At 50.8% G+C, this 18,737-nt stretch carries 11 protein-coding genes; 2 read left to right on the forward strand and 9 right to left on the reverse strand.

The features are described 5' to 3' along the window. Positions 1-9: 9 nt before the first annotated feature. Complete coding sequence (locus EG028_RS07750) at positions 10-1,248, forward strand: parallel beta-helix domain-containing protein (protein ID WP_162946253.1); 1,239 nt, start codon at positions 10-12, stop codon at positions 1,246-1,248. 10 nt (positions 1,249-1,258) lie between these two features. Then, positions 1,259-2,284 (forward strand): SO2930 family diheme c-type cytochrome, encoded by a 1,026-nt coding sequence (locus tag EG028_RS07755; protein ID WP_120515032.1) that lies wholly within the window; start codon positions 1,259-1,261, stop codon positions 2,282-2,284. Between the two features lie 299 nt (positions 2,285-2,583). Here EG028_RS07755 and EG028_RS07760 read toward each other — a convergent pair whose 3' ends face one another. From EG028_RS07760 to EG028_RS07800, 9 genes are all read right to left on the reverse strand, one after another. Continuing rightward, a complete protein-coding gene (locus EG028_RS07760; RefSeq protein ID WP_120515033.1) occupies positions 2,584-2,874 on the reverse strand; it encodes a GIY-YIG nuclease family protein in 291 nt (96 codons plus the stop codon). A gap of 249 nt (positions 2,875-3,123) precedes the next feature. Further along, positions 3,124-5,967, reverse strand: coding sequence for a M16 family metallopeptidase (locus EG028_RS07765; protein WP_120515034.1), 2,844 nt, complete (start codon positions 5,965-5,967; stop codon positions 3,124-3,126). Between the two features lie 146 nt (positions 5,968-6,113). Then, positions 6,114-7,211 (reverse strand): type IX secretion system outer membrane channel protein PorV, encoded by a 1,098-nt coding sequence (gene porV, locus EG028_RS07770; protein ID WP_123864597.1) that lies wholly within the window; start codon positions 7,209-7,211, stop codon positions 6,114-6,116. 73 nt (positions 7,212-7,284) lie between these two features. Continuing rightward, positions 7,285-10,716 (reverse strand): MBG domain-containing protein, encoded by a 3,432-nt coding sequence (locus EG028_RS07775; protein WP_120515036.1) that lies wholly within the window; start codon positions 10,714-10,716, stop codon positions 7,285-7,287. A gap of 82 nt (positions 10,717-10,798) precedes the next feature. Next, a complete protein-coding gene (locus EG028_RS07780) occupies positions 10,799-11,719 on the reverse strand; it encodes a DUF4397 domain-containing protein (protein ID WP_120515037.1) in 921 nt (306 codons plus the stop codon). A 34-nt stretch (positions 11,720-11,753) separates the two neighbouring features. Continuing rightward, the gene (locus EG028_RS07785; RefSeq protein ID WP_123864598.1) at positions 11,754-13,322 is read right to left on the reverse strand and encodes a hypothetical protein; all 1,569 of its coding nucleotides are present in this window, start codon (positions 13,320-13,322) and stop codon (positions 11,754-11,756) included. A 17-nt stretch (positions 13,323-13,339) separates the two neighbouring features. Continuing rightward, entirely contained in the window at positions 13,340-16,720 is a 3,381-nt protein-coding gene (locus tag EG028_RS07790; protein WP_120515039.1) for a TonB-dependent receptor, read from the reverse strand. Positions 16,721-16,894: 174 nt separating this feature from the next. Then, positions 16,895-17,929 carry a FecR family protein gene (locus EG028_RS07795; protein ID WP_120515040.1) on the reverse strand — a complete coding sequence of 345 codons (1,035 nt, stop codon included), beginning with the start codon at positions 17,927-17,929 and terminating at the stop codon, positions 16,895-16,897. A gap of 132 nt (positions 17,930-18,061) precedes the next feature. Next, entirely contained in the window at positions 18,062-18,658 is a 597-nt protein-coding gene (locus EG028_RS07800) for an RNA polymerase sigma-70 factor (protein WP_120515041.1), read from the reverse strand. Positions 18,659-18,737: the final 79 nt, after the last annotated feature.

An 18,737-nucleotide genomic window follows, 5' to 3' on the forward strand; every position in this document is an offset into this window, starting at 1 on the left:
TATATGACCATGAGATATTCCATCCTATTGCTGGCCCTGCTGGCCGGATGTGCCGCCCCGGAGAAACAGTCCGAAGGCGGTTACAAAACCCAATTGTCCTTCGGCCCCGGCGAAGAAACAAAGATCACCGAAGCTTTCCTGACCATGACGGACAGCAGCAGCCTGGAGCTGAAAGAAGGCAAGTACAAGTTTAACAATCTCAGCCTCGTACAGCTGAAACATATCCGCATCACCGGCGCCGGGCCGGACAAAACCCTGCTGGACTTCTCCGGCCAGGCACAGGGTGGCGAAGGCATCCGCGTAGCGGAGGTAGACGGCTTTGAGATCAGCGGCATGACCATCAAAGATTCCAAAGGCGACCTGCTGAAAGTAAATAAAAGCAAAAACATCACCATCACTAACCTGCACGCCATCTGGTCCGTGTCCGACTCCACCAGCGGTGGATATGGCATTTATCCCGTGCTGTGCACGAACGTACTGGTGGAAAACTGTTACGCACAAGGCGCATCTGATGCGGGCATCTACGTAGGGCAATCCAATAACGCCGTGGTAAGGAAAAGCAAGGCATTTAAGAACGTGGCGGGCTGTGAGATCGAGAACACGACCAATGCAGAAGTATACGACAACGAATTTTACGGCAACACCGCCGGCTTCCTCATCTTCGACCTGCCGGACCTGAGCCAGCGCGGCGGGCGTGTGAAGGCGTACAACAACTTCATCCACGACAACAACGAACGGAATTTCGCCAAATCCGGCAGCTTCGGTACCACCTGGGGCGTGGGCAACGCAGCGCCCGGCAGCGGCGTGATCATCCAGGCTACGTCGGACATTGAGCTGTACAACAACCGGATCATCAACAACAACTCCAGCGCGATCATCCTCGTATCCGGTTTTTTTGTGGACGCAAAGGCGGGCGAAAAGATCAACGCGAACTATTTCCCCGTGTCAAAGAACGTGCTGATACATGACAACACGCTGGAAATGGGCGCCGTTTTCCCGGAACCGGTGTACTCTCACCATACCGGCAAAATACTGGTAGCCATTGAGCAGGCCATGAAACAGCGCATTCCCCTGATTGTGTACGACGGCATTTCCACCAATGTGCTCACGCAGGGAAAAAAGCTCAACCCGGATTCCATTTGTATCAAACAAACCGGCAACAACTTATTCGTGAACGTGGACGCGCTGAACATGGGCAAACCGCAATGGGCCCCAGGCACGGACATGACAGCTTTTACCTGTAAATAATTCTATCGAGATGAGATTTGTGATTGTATTGATCCTGACTATGATGACCCTTTACAGTTGCGGGCCCAAAAAGCCCGCAACCTCTTCCGGCTTCAAAGAAAAGTTGTCGGACTATGGTTTCTTTAAAGGAACACTCAACGAACTAAACCCGGAGGCCCATGTACACCACTACGATCTGGCCACGCCGCTGTTCACGGACTACGCGCTGAAAGACCGTTTTATTGCGCTGCCCGAAGGCACGGCCATGCAATACCGCGACAGCGGCTCCCTGGACTTCCCCACCGGTACCTACATCATCAAAAACTTCGCTTACCGCGATACCGCGGGCAGGAAAGTCCTGATCGAAACGCGCCTGCTGCACAAAGACCCGCAGGACGGCAAGTGGAAAGTGATGAATTATCTCTGGAACGAAAAGCAGACCGAAGCGGACAAATGGATCGCGGGCAAACAGCTCCCCATCACCCTCATGGACGATCACAACCAACGTGTAAGCACCGTATACCAGATGCCGAATACGAACGACTGCAAACGCTGCCATTCCAGCAACGGCACACTGCTGCCCATTGGCCCGAAAGCCAGGAACCTGCATTACGGTAAAGGCGAACAACTGCTGGGCTGGGCCAGCGCAGGCATCTTACAAGGCATGCCGGTCATCAGCCAGGTGCCCGCCCTCCCCGTATGGACAGACAGCGTGCACTACACCATCCCGCAGCGCGCCCGCGCCTACCTGGATGTGAACTGCGCCCATTGCCACACCAAAGGCGGCGATGCCGACAATACCGGGCTTTTCCTCGAATACGACCAGCAGGCATCCGCCCACCTCGGCATTCTCAAAGGCCCTGTATCCGCCGGCAACGGCGCCGGGGGCCTGAACTTCGATATCGTACCCGGCAATGCATCCGCTTCTATCCTCGCCTACCGTATGAACAGCACGGAGCCGGGCACAGCCATGCCCGAACTGGCCAGGACGCTGGTGCATAAAGAAGGCGTTCAGTTGATCGTGCAGTGGATCAACCAGATGGAGAAGGTAAAATAATAAGCCTATGTTGGTCAGCAAAAGGTCATTGCCAAGTTGCCCGTCATTGCGAGAAGCAGCAGGGATTTTGTGCAGGAGGCGCGACGAAGCAATCTCCTCTGCCTGAAGTACCTCCTGGCTGCAATTCTCCGGAAAGATAAAGATCGTGCAGTGGATCAACCAGATGGAGAAGGTAAAATAATAAGCCTATGCTGGTCAGCAAAAGGTCATTGCGAAGGAACCCGTCATTGCGAGGAGCGGCGAGGATTTTGTGCAGGAGGTGCGACGAAGCAATCTCCTCTGCCTGAAGTACCTCCAGACTACAATTCTTCCGAAAGTTCCTTCCATGAAGGGTTTACACTATTTATCAGTGCAATTTTTTTTGCCCTGCTACCGCCTTTAATTCTTTTTTCTTCCATAATTGCTTCTTCAATAGAGGTGAAAGTGCGATAGTACACAAGTTTATTGACATTGAATTTTGCTGTAAAACTTTGAGGGTAATATTTCTCATGATGCTCAATCACACGGCTGACAATATCTGAAGTTACACCAGTGTAAAGCACTGTATGATGCTTATTAGTCATTATATATACTGTTCCTCCTCTTTCCATTAAATGAATTTACGGAATATCGGGTCATATCCATTCAATGTAGGAGATTGCTTCGTCGCCCCTCCCACTTAGCTCCGCTGCTCCTCGCAATGACGGATGCCGGTATACCATTCAATGCAGGAGATTGCTTCGTCGCCCCTCCCACTTTAGCTCCGCTGCTCCTCGCAATGACGACTGCCGCATTAATCAAAAAGGGCTGTCCCTTTTAACGAGACAGCCCTTTTCACCGGAATATAACCAGTTCAGTCATTATTTTTCAGGTACCAGCACCGCTTTGAAGTAGTTCGCGTTGCTCAGGTATTTGTTCGCGGCTTCTTTCACGCTGTCGGGCGTAACCTTTTCCAGGCGCTCGTTCTGCTTGAGGATGCTCAGCGGGTCTTCGTTGGTCTTGAGCTTGCCGGTGAGATAGTTCAGCCAGAAGTTATTCTCACGAAGGCTCACTTCCATGGCCCTTTTGCTTTCTGCTTTGAATTTCTCCACGTCCACCGCGGTAGCGCCTTCTTTTTTGATCTTTTCGATCTCATCCAGCGTGGCGTTTACCAGCTTGTCCACGTTCGCGGAAGCGCAGCTGAAGGAAATAGTCAGGCTGTAGTTGGCATAAGGCAGTTTTTCGTAACCGATGCCAACGTTCGGGCTGTATACGCCGCTTTCTTTCTCACGCAGGCGCTCCAGTACCTTAAATTCAAGGATGTCGCTGAGGGCGCTGAGCTGCAGATTGGTGGCCGGTGCAAAATCGTAATTGCCGTAGAAGAACAGTTTCACCTGTGCTTTGTCTTCAATGCCTTTTTTCACGATGCGGGTCACATTGCCGGTGAGCGGCCTGATGCCGCGGTCAACGTATTTGCTGCCGCTGTTCGTGGAAGGCAGGCCGCCGAGATAGGTTTCCAGCAGCGGGGTGATCTGCGCTACGTCGAAGTTGCCGACGAACACGAAGGTCTGGCCGCTGGCGTCCGCAAAGCGGCTTTTGTAGAAGTCCAGGGAACGGTCCAGGTTGATCTGGTCCAGCTCGGCGAGTGTAGGTTTACGGTCGCGGAGGCTGTTGGAGGTCAGTACGGAAGTGATGGTATCACCATACACATTGTCCGGTGCGTCGTCCGCATTCTGGAGGTATACCTTAAAGTCTTCCATGTTCTTTTTGAAGGCCACGGGATCTTTGCGGGGATTGGTAGCGTAGGAATATACCAGCTGCAAGGCCATTTCGATATCCTTGGGCGATGCGCCGCCGCTGAAACCTTCGTACAGGTCCGCGATGTAAGACGAGGCGCTGGCGGTGGTACCGGCCAGTATCTTACGCAGCTGCGTGTTTTCGAACTCGCCGATACCATCGCCGGGGATGTTGCCCGCGTAGTTCGTTGCCATGTAGTCTTTGTCGTCTATCAGTGAAGTACCGCCTTCACGGAAGGAGGAGAACATGATCTGGTCGTTCTTGAAATCGGTGGGTTTCAGGTACACCTGTACACCGTTGCTCAGCGTAAGTTTGGTCACGCCGATCCCTTCGATCTTTTCGGTTTTCACCACTTTGCCGGCGGTGGGTTTCTTTTCCAGCAAAGGTTTTTTAACGGTATTGTCCACGTAAGCGGTAAGCCCTTTACCGGCGTTGCGTATGTTTTCCAGCAGTTGCGCGCTGGTGGGTAGTTTGTCTTTATCTTTCTCAGGAGCCTGTACCAGTACGGTCACATTCTCTTCCGCCATCATCTTTTTCGCCGCTTTATTCACATCATCCAGCGTGATCTCCGCCAGGTATTTTTTGGCGAGATTGTAACGCACATCAGGGCTGATGATCGGTGAGCCGGACATGAAGTTTTTCAGGTAAGCCTGTACAAAAGTGGCGGAAGCGATCTTGTCTTTTTCCTTGTATGCCTTTTCGTTGCCTGCCTCCATGTTCTTTTTCACCACTTCCAGCTCTGACTGGTTAAAGCCGAACTGTGCCATACGCTCGGCTTCCGCCATTACGCCGGCCAGGCCTTTGCTGATCTCAGACGCATCTTTGGTCACCGCAACGACCGTCATGGCATTCAGCCCTTCGATCATGCCACCCTGCCAGGGGCCGTAAGAGGCTTGTCCTTCCACGAAAGGCGCGGTGCCTTTCTGTTTCAGTTCCTGGATACGGGCGCCGAGCATGGAGTTTACCATGGTGATGATCATGCCGCTTTTGAGGTCCGCCGTGGTATTGGTCGGCTTGGAGCGGTGGCGGATGGTGAGGAGCGCTACATTGTAAGGAAATTCCTTGTCGGTGATGTTTTTTACGATCGGCTCTTTATTGTCAGGCAGATCGTAATTCTGGTGCGGTTTGGCATTGGCGGGGTTCTTCAGTGTGCTGAAGTTCTCTTTGATGAGTGTTTCCACCTGTGCCACATCAAAATCGCCTACTGCGATCACCGCCTGCAGGTTCGGGCGGTACCAGTCTTTATAGAAGTTTTTGATCTCTTCATGTTTGAAGTTCTGGATAATATCCAGTTTACCGATAGGGATACGCTCCGCATAACGGGAACCGTAAAGGATCACGGGCAGCGCTTCCTTCTGCATGCGCGACTGGGCGTTTTTCCCGCGCTGGCGCTCTTCTTCCACGATGATGCCTCTTTCTTCGTCTATATCCGTGTTCTCCATGCTGATATGCCCGGCCCAGTTAGCCAGGATCTTAAAGCCGTTTTTGAACAGCGCGGCGCTGTCCGTAGGGATCGGCAACTGGTAAACGGTCTGGTCGAAGCCGGTATAGGCGTTCAGGTCCGCCCCGAACTTCACCCCTGCTTTTTGCAGGTAATTGATCAGTTCGTTTTTAGGGAAATCCTTGGTACCGTTAAAGGCCATGTGCTCCGTGAAATGCGCAAGCCCCTGCTGAGCGTCGGTTTCCATCAGCGAGCCGGCTTTGAGGGCCATATACAGCACCGCGCGGTTGCGGGGCTCGGTATTGCGGCGGATGTAATAAGTAAGGCCGTTTGCCAGCTTCCCGATCTTCACATCGGGGTCCGCGGGAAACTTCTCCCCCGGCGCGGCTTTGGCGGCTGCCTGTTTCGGCTGCGCGACGGCAGGGTTCTCATACAGGGAAAAGACGCCTGTAACCGCAAGCGCCAGTAACAAAATTTTACGTTTCATAAACAGTTTTGATTTTTTATTCGGTTGGTTTAGGCCTAAATATAAACAGATTCGCCCATTTTGCCCGCCTGTTGTTACACGACCGGTACGAATCGGCTGGCGGAAGGGTATTTAGGCCCAAAGTACCGGGTCTTCACCCGTCCCTCCTAAAAACCTAACCGTAAACCAAACTGCAGGGAATTGCCCAGCGGGTTCGCCTGCGCCTTTGTGCCGCTGGGGGCCAGATAGGACAGGTTAACCGAAAAAATGTCGTAATGAAATCCAAGGCCGGCTGTCAGCCCTTTACGATTGCCCTGCTTTTCCGATTCGCCGAAATAACCGGCCCGCAGCTGGAAGATGTTCCTGTAGCTGAATTCCACCCCCGCGCCATACTGCCAGGCCTTATTGCCAAACCCCTTGCCCAGGCCGGACAAAGAACTTTGTTCATAATAATCTTTCCTTCCTTCTTCCGTAGCGGGCATTTCAGGCACCAGCAGCTTGTTGACGTCCAGGCCAAAAGTGATCCTGTTATCTTCATTCAGCACTGCGGTGTAAGCCCCGCCCACACCCAGATTAGCCGGCAGAAATTCTTTCTCCGCGGCATCCTCCGTATAGCCGATCCTGGAGCCTATATTACTCAGCGTCAGCCCTGCCGAAAAGCCCTGTCCTTCTTCATTCTTACCTGTGTAAAATAAGGACACATCACCTGCAACAGCCTCGCCCGGTTTGTATTGAGTACCGCCATAAGTGCCGCTGGCCAGGCTGGAATTAATATAACGCAGGGCGATGCCTACAGCAAACTTTTCCGACAGCTTACGGGCATACCCAAGATCGATACTAAGTTCATAAGGGCGGGTTGTTTGCAGCACGCTGCCGTTAATATCCTTCAGCTTAAAATCGCCTAAGTTAAAATACCGGATGGAGCCCGTAATGGCTTGCAGGGAATCAAAGCGGTGATAGCCGGACAGACCGAGCAGGTACATATCATCGGCCACTTCCCGCATCCAGGGAGCGTAATTAACGCCGATAGCTGTGCGTTTTTCCGCAAACGGCGCTTTTGCCAGGTTCCAGAAACCGCTGTTTGCATCGGGCGAGGTAGCCAGCCCGATATTACCCATGCCGCCCGCGCGGGCATCGGCGGGGATGCGCAAAGAAGGAGCGGCCGTAGTAATGGCTTCCGTCGGCTGAATCTGTGCCTGCGCCTGTTGTACACCGGCTGTAATCAGCACGGCCAAAGCCCAGGATCTATAATAGTTTCGTTGCATTGTATCTTTTTTTATGTTCCCCGGAATGTTTTTGCAACATTCCGGGGAACAGTATGAATAGTTTTGTGACCAGTTATTTAATGATCTTATCGCTTAGTTTTAAGCCTTCCCCTCTCACCAGCACGATGTATGCGCCGCCGGCGATATTGAATACCGGTAACTGGTAAGTATTGAGGCCATTGACCAGCGAAAGGTCTTGCGTCAGTAATACCCGTCCCGTTATATCCGCCAGTTGCAGTACGGCTTTTTGTACTTTGGCGGAGTACACGTTTACCCGTAAGCTGCTGCCGATGAATACCGCATCCACCTTATCTTCTGAAACAGGCAGCGCTTTTACCGTAAAGGTCCCTTCCGTATAGGTGATGACGTAGTTATCAGCCGTTGCGCCGCTTACAGTAATTGGATAAGTACCTGGCGCCGAACCCATGGCCGCTGTGGTTATAATGGCGGGTTGTGTTGACAGGGAAGTAAATGCTTCTCCGTTTACAAAACCTGTATAGGTTACCGCCAGCGATGGATTGGGCTCATCCTGGAACCTGCTTTTATCTTCAGCGCGTATGTTCAGAACGGCTTTGTTGACGGTGAGCACCCTCGTTATCCCGTCCGCCGGGCTATAGGTATCATTTCCACTTTGGCTGGCCGTGATATTGGCCGTACCGGTGCCCGCGATATGGATCTGCCCGTTAACGACCGTAGCAACAGCCGGATTATCGCTGGTATAGGTCACTGACAATCCTGAACTGGCCGTGGCGCCCGGGTCAAAATCCGCGTTGCCATACGTCTTTATGATGTCGCCGAACGTAATGCTCTGCGCAATCCTGGCATTAACGGTGAGTATCCCGTTTACATAAGCAATGGTATAATTGGCCGCGGCCGCCCCTGATGCCGTTATCGGGTATGTGCCGGCAAGCGAGCTTTGCGTGGCCGTTGTGGACACTGAAGCTGACGCTGTTAATACGGCGGCAGTTTCACCGTTTACAAACCCGCTGTATGTAACGGTTAACGGGGGATTGGCGCTCCCTTCGGCTTTGCTCTTATCTTCAGCGGTAATGGTCAATGCCGCTTTATTGACGGTCAGGATTACCGTTACATCCGTGGCCGGGAACCAAAAGTCATTGCCGGGCTGAGACGCCGTGATGTTAGCCATGCCGGCGCCTGCAATATGGATATTGCCGTTCACGACCGTAGCGACTGACGGGTTATCGCTGGTGTAGGTAACCGGGAGGCCGGAAGTAACCGTGGCGCCGGGTGCGAAGTCCGCCTCGCCGTATGTTTTGGTAATAGCGGCAAAGGTGATGGTTTGCGGTTGCTGTACCGGAGGGGTTACAGTAAGCGTGCCATTCACATAGGTAATAGTATAGTTCTCCGCTGCAGCGCCGCTTGCTGTAACAGGATAAGTACCGGCAACCGATGCCTGCGTAGCCGTAGTGGTAAAGGCAGGCTGCATAATAAGCACGGTCGTGGTGTCCCCATTTACAAATCCGCTGAAGCTGGCAGTGAATACCGGGTTAGGGTCACCCTGTGCTTTGGTCTTATCATCGGCAGTGATCGTTAATGCCGCTTTATTGATAGTTAAAGTTGCCGTTACATCCGCGGCAGGCAGCCATGAAGAGCCGTTGCCCGGCTGGCTGGCGGTAATGGTGGTGGTTCCCGATTTCAGAATATGTAATGTGCCATTCGTGATCGTGGCAACAGTGGGATCGGCTACCTGGTACGTGATATCCAGGCCCGAATTGACCGTGGCGCCTACAAGAAAGTCTGCATCACCGTAGGTTACGGTCGTGTCCGAAAAGGTAATGGTCTGCGGTTGCGGCTGGAAAGCAGGGCCGCCGGCAAACAGGTCAACATTGGCGTTACTGGTCCCTGTTGACAATTTAGCCGTTACCACCAGTTTATTGGTGGTAGGATAAATGCCTGTAGGACGCACCCCGGCAACAGTTGCCGCCGAGCCGAGCGGCATGTTTATCACCGTATCGCCGTTGGTGGTCCATACGCTGTCTGTACTGGTAAAATAATAATAAGTGCCGTCTGTGCCCGCAGCCGCTACCTGGTTAGGAAAGATACGGTCGGCCACTTTTTTTGTGCCTTCCGTAGTGCCGTCGCTTTTCCAGATATTAAAAGCGGTAGTGCCGGCGACATTTATATCCACTGCCCTGAAATAAATTGCGTTGCCCACTTTGGTCATCAGGCTCGGGATCTTTGTTGCGTTTGAGACTAAAGTAGTGCCTTCGGCTGTGCCATTGGTACGCCAGAGGTTATACACAGAAGGGCCAACGCGCGCAACATAATAATAGTACCCATTGAGGGGGTAAAATGTGTTGGCGGGATCGATACTCTGGGGATAAGCGCCCAACTGCAACAGCACAGTATCCCTACGCGAACGGCCGCCTGCATAAAATCTTCTTGTAGCGTACGCTATATCCGCATCCGAGAAGTATAGTTTCCCATCCATCATTTGAATTAAAGACACCGTATTGACCTGTGCTTCATAATATATAGAATCAGGATTGGAGGGGTCAGGTGTTAATTTCCATATCTGCCTGGAGTGTGTGGGAGAACCATAAGGCGTTGCGATGTACAGCGTATCATTATGCGCGATAGTAGTGGCGCTGATAGAGCCGTTGTTGAAACCGCCAAAATGAGTGATCTGGTATGTTCCCGCCGGTGTGCCATTGCTTATCCACCATTCTTTTCCCTGCGCCTGGGTGCCGCTGCTGTTGGCTTTGAAATAAAGATACCTGCCTGCGGCGTATAGGTCGGACGCAGTCAGGTTAGTATCCACGGTATTAATATCTTTTACCAATACCGTACCTGCCGTAGTGCCATCGCTTTTGTACAATGCATAACCAATGCCATCGGCTGCGGCGCCTGCTATGAAAAATGCAGTGCCGTTTACGTTCGTTATGTTTTTAACCTGGAAAGAAGCACGGCTGTTGCCGTTGCCGCCGTCAAATGCTTTTAGCCGCTGGGTGCCCGCAGTGGTGCCGTCTGTTTTCCAAAGGCTTACCGTGGCGGGTAAAGAGCCTGCATCTTCTATATTCTTGAAATAAACAATATTCCCAGATGCCGTTAATTCGGATACCTGGCTTGCCGAGGCGGTTAAAAGCCGCAGCGTGTTGCCACTGCTGCAAAAAAGGTGTGTGCCGTCGATTACAAAGTACAATTCATCATTCAGGATCAACCAATTTTTACCGGTTGTAAAAGTGGGACTGGGCAAACCTATACTTGAGAACCCGGCCGAATATGGGGCCGGCGCCTGCAATTGCACAGTACCTGCTGTAGTCCCATCAGTTTTCCAAAGATGCAGGCCATTGGTGCCGTCTGTGGCAAAGAAAAAATAACTGCCGTCTGACCGTTTAAAGAAGTTCGTTGCCTGCGCGCCGCTGTAAAAAGGATTTACCGGCAGCACCTCTAAGGCCTGCGCTGTTGCAGTGGTAATACCCGCCGTATGTATACAGACGGCAAGCAACAGGTGAAATAAAAATTTTAGCCGTTTCGTTTTCATTTACTTTCTTTGTTTTACTCCTCCCCTGAAGGAAAGCGGGATTGATTATTTGATAAAACAGTACGTTCTTAATTCCCGATCTTCACGACACTCTTCTTACGTTTACGCGCAAATCGGGGGTTACCTGCCAGGTAACTGTCGTATAGCCGTTGGCATTTACGATAATGCGCCTTGCGGTAGCATTTGCAAAACCCTGGATAACCGTAATAAAAGAAGCTTTGGATGTGGCGGGTACCCCTACACTGTATAACTTGTTGGCGGTGCCGGCTTTGTAAAATCCGAACACCAGGTTGCCATAGGTAGCGGATGCCCCGGTGGTGTCTATATCCGCATACTCGTTATGATTACCGAAAGCAAGATCCCGGACAATCGCATTTCCCTGCCTGTTACCGTCTTTGTCCATACGGTACACGTCTACAGTGCCCGCATCGGGCGACAGGTGCACTACCTGCAGTCTCACTTTTCCAGCCGCCGCGTACGGGTAAGCCGGCATGCTGACCACACGATAGGCACTGTCGCTTGCCGGGTCTTCCGTCAGGTATTGGGTTGTATAGGTCTTAGGCTCCAGTTGAACACCTTCTCTTACCAGGTAATTTTTATACACCGCTGTATAAATAAACCTGTAAAACCCCGACGCCAAAGGCATCCAGTAAACATTATTTTCCGCTCTGCCAATATCATCCACTATTGAAATGGATCCCGAACTGTAGCTGGGGTACTGTCTCATATCGTCATTACCTATGGCAAATGCGGGCCAGGAGTTATTAGTATGGAAGCCGAAAAGCGGGGGGCGGGGTATGCTGTCGTTCACATATATCATATTCTGTTCCGACAGGCCAAATTTTGTAATACCGCCTACAGGAACTGGTAAGTCAAAATTGCCCTGCCTCAACACTTCAGATGCATTATAAAAATTGACGTAGGCCTCTGTACCATTACCGGCTATTACGGCTTCCTTCCGGCAGGAAACCTGTAACAGTATCGCCGCTATAAGGAAGGCCATGACACAGCTTGTCTTGCAAATATTATTCATACGCTTATTGACTGATTGTTTTTAAAATGTATTGCCTGGAATTGCCGGTCATGTACAGCATGCCATTCGCATCATAATTCAATATTTCATCGCCTGCTGTCAAAGTAACGGTCGTAGTGGTGATATCCCTTTCCACTTTACCGGGTGCATATCGTTCGCCCCTGTGCTGTGCAAAATTCAACACGCCAAAGGCAGGGAAATTTCCGGCCGATGTGACCTGGTAAAACAAAAGCAGCTTTTGACCGGGCATGGCCATATATCCAAACAAGGGAGCGGCCGGGCCATTCACATTTTGCGGATACCCCGTAAGAAGGCTGAATGAACCGGATATGTAGGGAGTACCCGTTACCAGCTTAGGTTCGAAAGTAAATAGCCGCACCTGGTTGGCAAGGTCGTATTGAGCCAGGTCATGCACGCTGGGGTAGACAATACAATACAACAACCCGTCATCAGGAGCAACAGCCCGTAAATAGCCTGCTACTGAGTTGTTTTTAAACTTAAACTGCACATCATCCGCTGTATAATATCGATTGGCGCTGGTATCCCATATTTGCGGCACAAAGGCTGCCGGCGTTTCCCAGGAGGGATAGTTTCTAAACCTGAACAGGTAACTGTAATTACCGGCAGCATCGAGCCTGGCCAACAGGAAATTGCTCTTATTGATATATACATTACCTGAACTGTCAGGGTATACGCCCGTAGCGTTAAAGATCTTCACGTTATTTATATTGCCTTCAAAAGGTGTAAGAGCGGATAACGTACGCTGACTGGCTGTTTTGGGATATAAAGTACGGTTGAGGGTAGTGAGTTGCAGCGTGGTCAGGTCAACCTTGCAAAACCTGTAAATTTCGTTCGCTGCATTGTCTGCGCTGTTATCGGTAGTGACGGCCGAGAAATACAGGTAGCGTTCCTGCGGGTCCACTCCTCCCCCGTTAAAAGCCGTAATGGTGAAAGCGCCGTGGCCATCCACATAATTTGCGGCTGAAAGGATCGCCACAAGCGTACCATCGGGCGATAACCTGCTGATGGAACGGGCAGGCGACAACTGCGTCCACAGGTATATATTCCCGTTTCCGCTACGGCAATACAGTATTTTACTGCCGCCCGTAAGGGTATACATCCTGGTTATTTTCATCGGCTGCACCAGGCCGGCCGTTTCATTTTCTAATATCTCAATGGGCTGGGCCGGGATAGTGTTGCCCGCGGAAGTGACTGCCACCGTCCTGTTTGGCCCGATGCCCATTTGCTGGGTGATGACAATTTTTATCCTGTCCATCCATACGGTATCATATACGGGGATATTCGTTGAATACACTATTTTTTCCTTTGCCAGTATACTTACGCTGTCCACATCCCCGATCCTGATACGCAGGCCGTATTCGGGGTTCAGCCGTCCCTGCATGACCAGCGTGTCACCTACCATGTAGGCATCATTATACGCCAGTATTTCAGGTTGTTTGTGCAGGGTATCGTATTGCTGGTCGGCCTTTTTACACCCCGCCATCATCATCCCCGCAAGGATAACTATAGCACCGATAAACCGGGTATGATACAGTCTTGTACTTTTTATCATTGCGCTTATACTTTTTGTCATAAAGAATAGGAAAGGGTTACAATGAATAACCTGCCTGGTTTGTATTCCCTGGAAATATTGTCCCCCTGCTCGATATGTTTACCAGGGCCAAACTCGGGGTTTGGGTCCGGATGAGGATTCTGCGGCTCGTATTTATTACTGTAATTGTAGTCCTCAGCAAACCTGACAGGCTCGTCCAGTAAATTCTGGATGCTGAACTTTAATTGCAGGCTCCTGATTATCCTTTGTGTAAAGGACAGATCCAGCAGATGCCGTTGCAGTTGCAGGATGCTGCTCCTGAACTCGCTGCCGCCCGCAACAAATGAATTGTAGGAATATGCCCGGCCGATCGCATAAATGCTGGTTCCCGAAATATTATAAATGGCGCTTACTTTTGTTCCTGTTGAGGCATTATCGTAATACAAACCGGCATTGACGATATAAGGCGCCTGCCCCTGCAGCGGCCTGTCGGACGTAGTAGGTACCACTACAGCTCCGAGGGTGGTATCGTTCCTGGTATTGCTCCTCATAATGGACACACTGCCGATCGTGCTGAAAGACCGGAAAAACCTGCCCGGAATAAAATCAAGCTTTTTTCTTACTTCCAGTTCCAGCCCCTGAATGGTAGCGGAAGTAGCATTTTGGAAGCCCATGGACGGTATCGTGCTGATCACCCTGTTGGAAGTATTCACCCGTTCGATAGGATTGAGCAGCTTTTTATAAAACACTCCCACACTGATGGCTTCTCCCTTTGAACCTTTTGCGGGATAATATTCAAGGCGCAGATCGTAGTTGTCAACCGTAGCGGATTTCAAAGAGGGGTTACCTCCTATCGTCACATTATTCTCAAAGTCCACTTCGCGGTAAGGCGCCGCTTCCCTGAACTCGTAACGGTTCAGCGTTTTTCCATAGCCAGCCCTCATTACAAAACTTTCCCCGGGGCGCCAGGACGCATTGATGGACGGCAGCCAGTTGCTGGTGGGATTATCGATCAATATCGGGACATTGAGCTCCCCCGCTCTTTCCGGCGGTACGGCGGCGGCGATCTTCTGCCGGTTGTATTCAAAACGAAGACCTCCATATACTTCAAACAGCCTGTTTGCCGGCATAAACTGGAATGACACATAACCGCTGTTGTTCTGCTCGGTACCGGTATAAACGTCGCTGCCTGATGTACGGTCATATACTCTTAAACCCTGGTAGTCATCACGGAAATATTCTTCGCTCCATACCTTATCCAGGTCCTGCTCCCGGAAACGCACCAGCCTGGGGTCCACATACCAGTTTTCACCCGGATATACGTAATAATTATCCGGATTGGTAACATCGCCTTCCATCACTGTGTATACTCTTCTCGCCAGTTTCCGCTCTTTCCACTGATGAAATGTTCCTGCCCTGAAATGAAGCCAGGGGCTCGCCTTGAAGGTGTAATCCAGGGAACCGTTATATACGCCTTCCTGGTTGCGTATCCACATCCGGGAAATAATGCCCATTTTAACGGGCACCTCATCCGGGTTATCAGGATGAAAAATATGTCCCCTTGCCCTCCACTGGAGACTGGTATCGCCAACGGCCAATTCGGATGAAGGCACAGTGAGCCGTATCACTTTCTGATCGGGCGTTTCCTGCTTGCTGAAAATATACCCCGCATTCCATTGCAGGTTATGCCGTTTGTTCTTCAATACATGGGTGCCGCCCACATTGCCCGCATACAAAAAACGCTGGCTGAAGGACAGGATGTTGTCTTTTTTGTAGGAACCATTGGATGCGTCAAATCCCCAGCTGGGCTGGCTTATCCTGACAATGGCGGATTTCTGTCCTTGTTGCAGCAGGAAGTTTTTGAACGTAATGGAACTGCTGTCACCCAGGCGATAGGTAAAGTTCTGCAACAGGTTCAATTGGGCTGTTTGCGTATTGATGTTGTCGTTGCTGATCTTATCGGTGGTTCCCCAGGCGTATTCTTTAATGCCGTTCTGCTGGTATACATCAGACCGCAGCAGATCATTTTTATAACTTAATGAACTGAGAATGGATAAATTTTTACCGGCTATCTTAAAGGAATTGTAATAGTTGGCGGTAAGCTGGATATTAGGAGATGCCAGCCGCGATTGAAAAGTCAATACGTTGTTAAAAGTGTTGGCATATTGGCCGGGTGTCAACTTTGCCTGTTTAAGATCTCCATACCCGGGCACGACGGAGGGCAGCCTGCGGGTGCCGTCATCGAAGCCCAGCCAGTCGGTTTTGCCGCCCTGGTAGGTCAGGAATGGAGAAAAGGTGGTATTGGGACGATAGGTTGTCTGAAATTCGATATCAAAATGTTTTACATTTTTGGCGTCCTTCGTATATATTTTAACGACCCCGCCGGTGGCGTCTGCCTGGTTCTCGGGGGAAGGTGATTTATATACCAGTATCTTGTCGATGATCCGGCTGGGTATCAGGTCCAATGCAAAGGCACGGCTGTATACTTCTGTGCTGGGAGCAACGTTATCGTTAAGATAGGTGAGGTTATAACGCTGGTTCATACCGCGCACCACTACAAACTTGTCATCCATGACCGTGATGCCTGAAATACGCTGTACCACCTCCGCCGCGTTTCGGTCAGCGCTCATACTGATCTGCTGCGAGGAAATACCGCTTACAACCGACCGCGCGTTTTTTATTTCCGCTATGAGCGCTTTTTCTGTAGTATGGGTGACATTGGTTACTTTTCTGCCGGCGTTGCTCACTACAAACTCACCCAGCGTACTGCCGCTTCCCACCTGCATCCGTACATCGAAGGTCTCATTACCTTTTATTCTGACTAATTCCGTAAAAGGGGAATAACCGGTGTAAGTAACAGATAACACATACTCACCGGGCCTGACGCCGTTAAGTGTGTAATAGCCTTTTTCATTGCTGATAGTTCCCCTGCCGGTCCCCTCCAGTTTAACCGTTGCGCCGGGTAAGGGAACAGTGGTTTCAAAATCCACTATACGCCCTTTAACACTGCCGGTTTCCTGCCCGGCCGCGGCGTTTGGGACGGGCTGGCGGACGGCCGGTTTTTCGCTGATCATCACATGCCCGTCTTCCCACACGTATTGCAGGTTCGTGCCTTTTAACACCAATTCGGTAGCTTTCTTAACAGTCATGCCTTTTTCCGAATGGGTAATCTTCAGTGCAGTGTATTTATTAATGTCCTGATCGTAGATAAAACGGACACCGCTTTGTTTCTGTATTTCAGCTAATGCTTCCTTCAGGGACGAGCCTTTGAGATCAAGGCTCACCTTGCCGTTCTGGAAATCCTGGCTGCTGGCCCGGAATGAAAAAAAGAAAGTGAGTATGAAAAGAATATACGCCGGAGATGACGTTTTTCGTGTTACAGATCGCCGGAAGCGAAGTAGTTGTACTACTTTTTGCATATGTTTGTAAGAATTACGAGTTATCTGTTTTTTGGGTAATTCGCTCCCGATCCCCGTAGTTACAGGGACATAGGGATGTTGGCATTAGCCGCCCTGATCGTCAAATCGTACGGCTTTTTGTTTTTAGCGGCCTGTTACCAGCAGGCCGCTATTTCATGTATAATGAGGCCTGATCTATTTTGTTTTATACAAATGATAAGTAGAATCCCCGCGCGCTTCATAGCGGAATTTCCCAAGGATACTCAGCATCTTCAGGACTTTCTCCACGGGCTCGGTTGCCGCGAACGTGCCGCTCACGCGGTAGGCCGCCGCTTCGGGATCTTTGCAGACCACCGTAATACCGAATCGCCGTTGCAATTCATGTGCTACTAAACCCAGCGGTTGTTCATCAAACACCATTTCACCCGATTTCCATTGATCCAGTCCGCCAATGTCCACTTTCCCGGTGATGGCTTTTGCCGTTGCCCGGTCATAGCTCATTTTCAGGCCGGGTGTGAGTACAGCCAGTTCATGCTGTGCTTTTCCCGCCTGCGCGCTGACGCCCACCTTTCCGGTGGCCACTGCTACTTCCAGCGGTTCGCCCTCGAAATTGGATACCCTGAATGATGTTCCCAATACCCTCGTTTGCACGTCACCGGTATGGATGATGAACGGATGCGCTTCATCCTGTTTCACGTCAAAGAATGCGGCTCCCTGCAACTCTACGTCGCGCCCTGATTGCGGATAATCTTCAGGATACCTTAACGTACTTCCCGCAGCCAGGTACACGCTGGTGCTGTCTGGCAGTATATACCGCACGGGAATGCCCCGCTGGTTTTCTTTTTTGATATAGACCGTGGCCTGTTCCGTGAAAATTGTTTCCCTGACCTTCCACGCTGCAACGCCGCCCGCAAAGAGAATACCGGCCCATACCGCCGCATTCCGCAGGAAACGTAGTTTCCGGACAACCGGGTGGGCTCCTTTTTTCTCATCGGCTACGATCCGTTCATGCACCTGGTTTTTCCAATCCTCCACTTTACGGTCCAGGTCGCGCTCGTCGGCGCCTGGCAATGCGTATAGCCCGGCCCGCAGATCCTGCTCTTCCATCAGCTCCTGCATGATGGACTTTCCTTCCGGCGTATCCAGCAACGCCTTTACCTGTTGCTGTTCGGAGTCGGTACATTGTCCCTCCAGGAATTTTCTTAATAGTTTCCCTTGTTCGATATCCATATGCGAAAAATTGCCGTTCTATTTAAATAAACAGGGAAAAGGATGGGCGACCACCTATGGAGTGAATAATATTTTATTTTATTTTTTTGAATCCCGGGTATTGAGAATAAACCGGTGGGGAAGAGCGGATGATTACCGTATAAAAACGAACAGGAAAAGAGAGATCAGGGGATGATATTCTTTAGTCTGCTCACGCAGCGTGCTTAATGCCGATACCATGTAATTTTCCACTGTATTGACGGAAAGGTTCATTTGCTGTGCGATCTCCGCATAGCTCAGGTTTTGTTCACGGCTCAACTTAAACACTTCCCGGCGCCGGGGGCTTAGCTTATCCACGTTCGACCGGTAAACGGTCTCCATGTCCTTTGAGATGATGCTGTAATCGGCCTGGCGGCTTTCTACCAGCGTATTTTCCGCGAGTATTTCTATGGAGTTGGCGGCGGCGGGAATGTTTTTTTGCAGGTAATTGATGATGCGGTTGCGCATAGCGTGCATCAGGTAAGCCCTGACGTTGTTGCCCGCATCCGGTTGCAGATGCCCGCGTTTTTGCCACAGGTTGAAGAGCAGGTCCATGACCAGTTCCTCCGCATCCATTGTATCCTTCACATAACCGGTGGCCTGTCTGTATAACAGCTTCGCATAACGGTCAAACAACGCATTATAAGCGCGGATGTCATCCTGACGACAACATTGCCACAATTCAATATCAGATGCATGCTTATAATCCATAGGTATGCCTTATACCACTGCAAAATTGCCTGTTTAAATGTTACTACAGTATTAAGTTTTTATAAACAGGCAATAGCGG

The sequence above is a fragment of the Chitinophaga barathri genome, from assembly GCF_003807585.1.
Taxonomy (GTDB): domain Bacteria; phylum Bacteroidota; class Bacteroidia; order Chitinophagales; family Chitinophagaceae; genus Chitinophaga; species Chitinophaga barathri.

Excerpts from the sequence above, each read along its gene's own strand:
- EG028_RS07750 (WP_162946253.1), top strand. The coding sequence starts at position 10 with ATGAGATATTCCATCCTATTGCTGGCCCTGCTGGCCGGATGTGCCGCC.
- EG028_RS07755 (WP_120515032.1), top strand. The coding sequence starts at position 1,259 with ATGAGATTTGTGATTGTATTGATCCTGACTATGATGACCCTTTACAGT.
- EG028_RS07760 (WP_120515033.1), bottom strand. The coding sequence starts at position 2,874 with ATGGAAAGAGGAGGAACAGTATATATAATGACTAATAAGCATCATACA.
- EG028_RS07765 (WP_120515034.1), bottom strand. The coding sequence starts at position 5,967 with ATGAAACGTAAAATTTTGTTACTGGCGCTTGCGGTTACAGGCGTCTTT.
- porV (WP_123864597.1), bottom strand. The coding sequence starts at position 7,211 with ATGCAACGAAACTATTATAGATCCTGGGCTTTGGCCGTGCTGATTACA.
- EG028_RS07775 (WP_120515036.1), bottom strand. The coding sequence starts at position 10,716 with ATGAAAACGAAACGGCTAAAATTTTTATTTCACCTGTTGCTTGCCGTC.
- EG028_RS07780 (WP_120515037.1), bottom strand. The coding sequence starts at position 11,719 with ATGGCCTTCCTTATAGCGGCGATACTGTTACAGGTTTCCTGCCGGAAG.
- EG028_RS07785 (WP_123864598.1), bottom strand. The coding sequence starts at position 13,322 with ATGATAAAAAGTACAAGACTGTATCATACCCGGTTTATCGGTGCTATA.
- EG028_RS07790 (WP_120515039.1), bottom strand. The coding sequence starts at position 16,720 with ATGCAAAAAGTAGTACAACTACTTCGCTTCCGGCGATCTGTAACACGA.
- EG028_RS07795 (WP_120515040.1), bottom strand. The coding sequence starts at position 17,929 with ATGGATATCGAACAAGGGAAACTATTAAGAAAATTCCTGGAGGGACAA.
- EG028_RS07800 (WP_120515041.1), bottom strand. The coding sequence starts at position 18,658 with ATGGATTATAAGCATGCATCTGATATTGAATTGTGGCAATGTTGTCGT.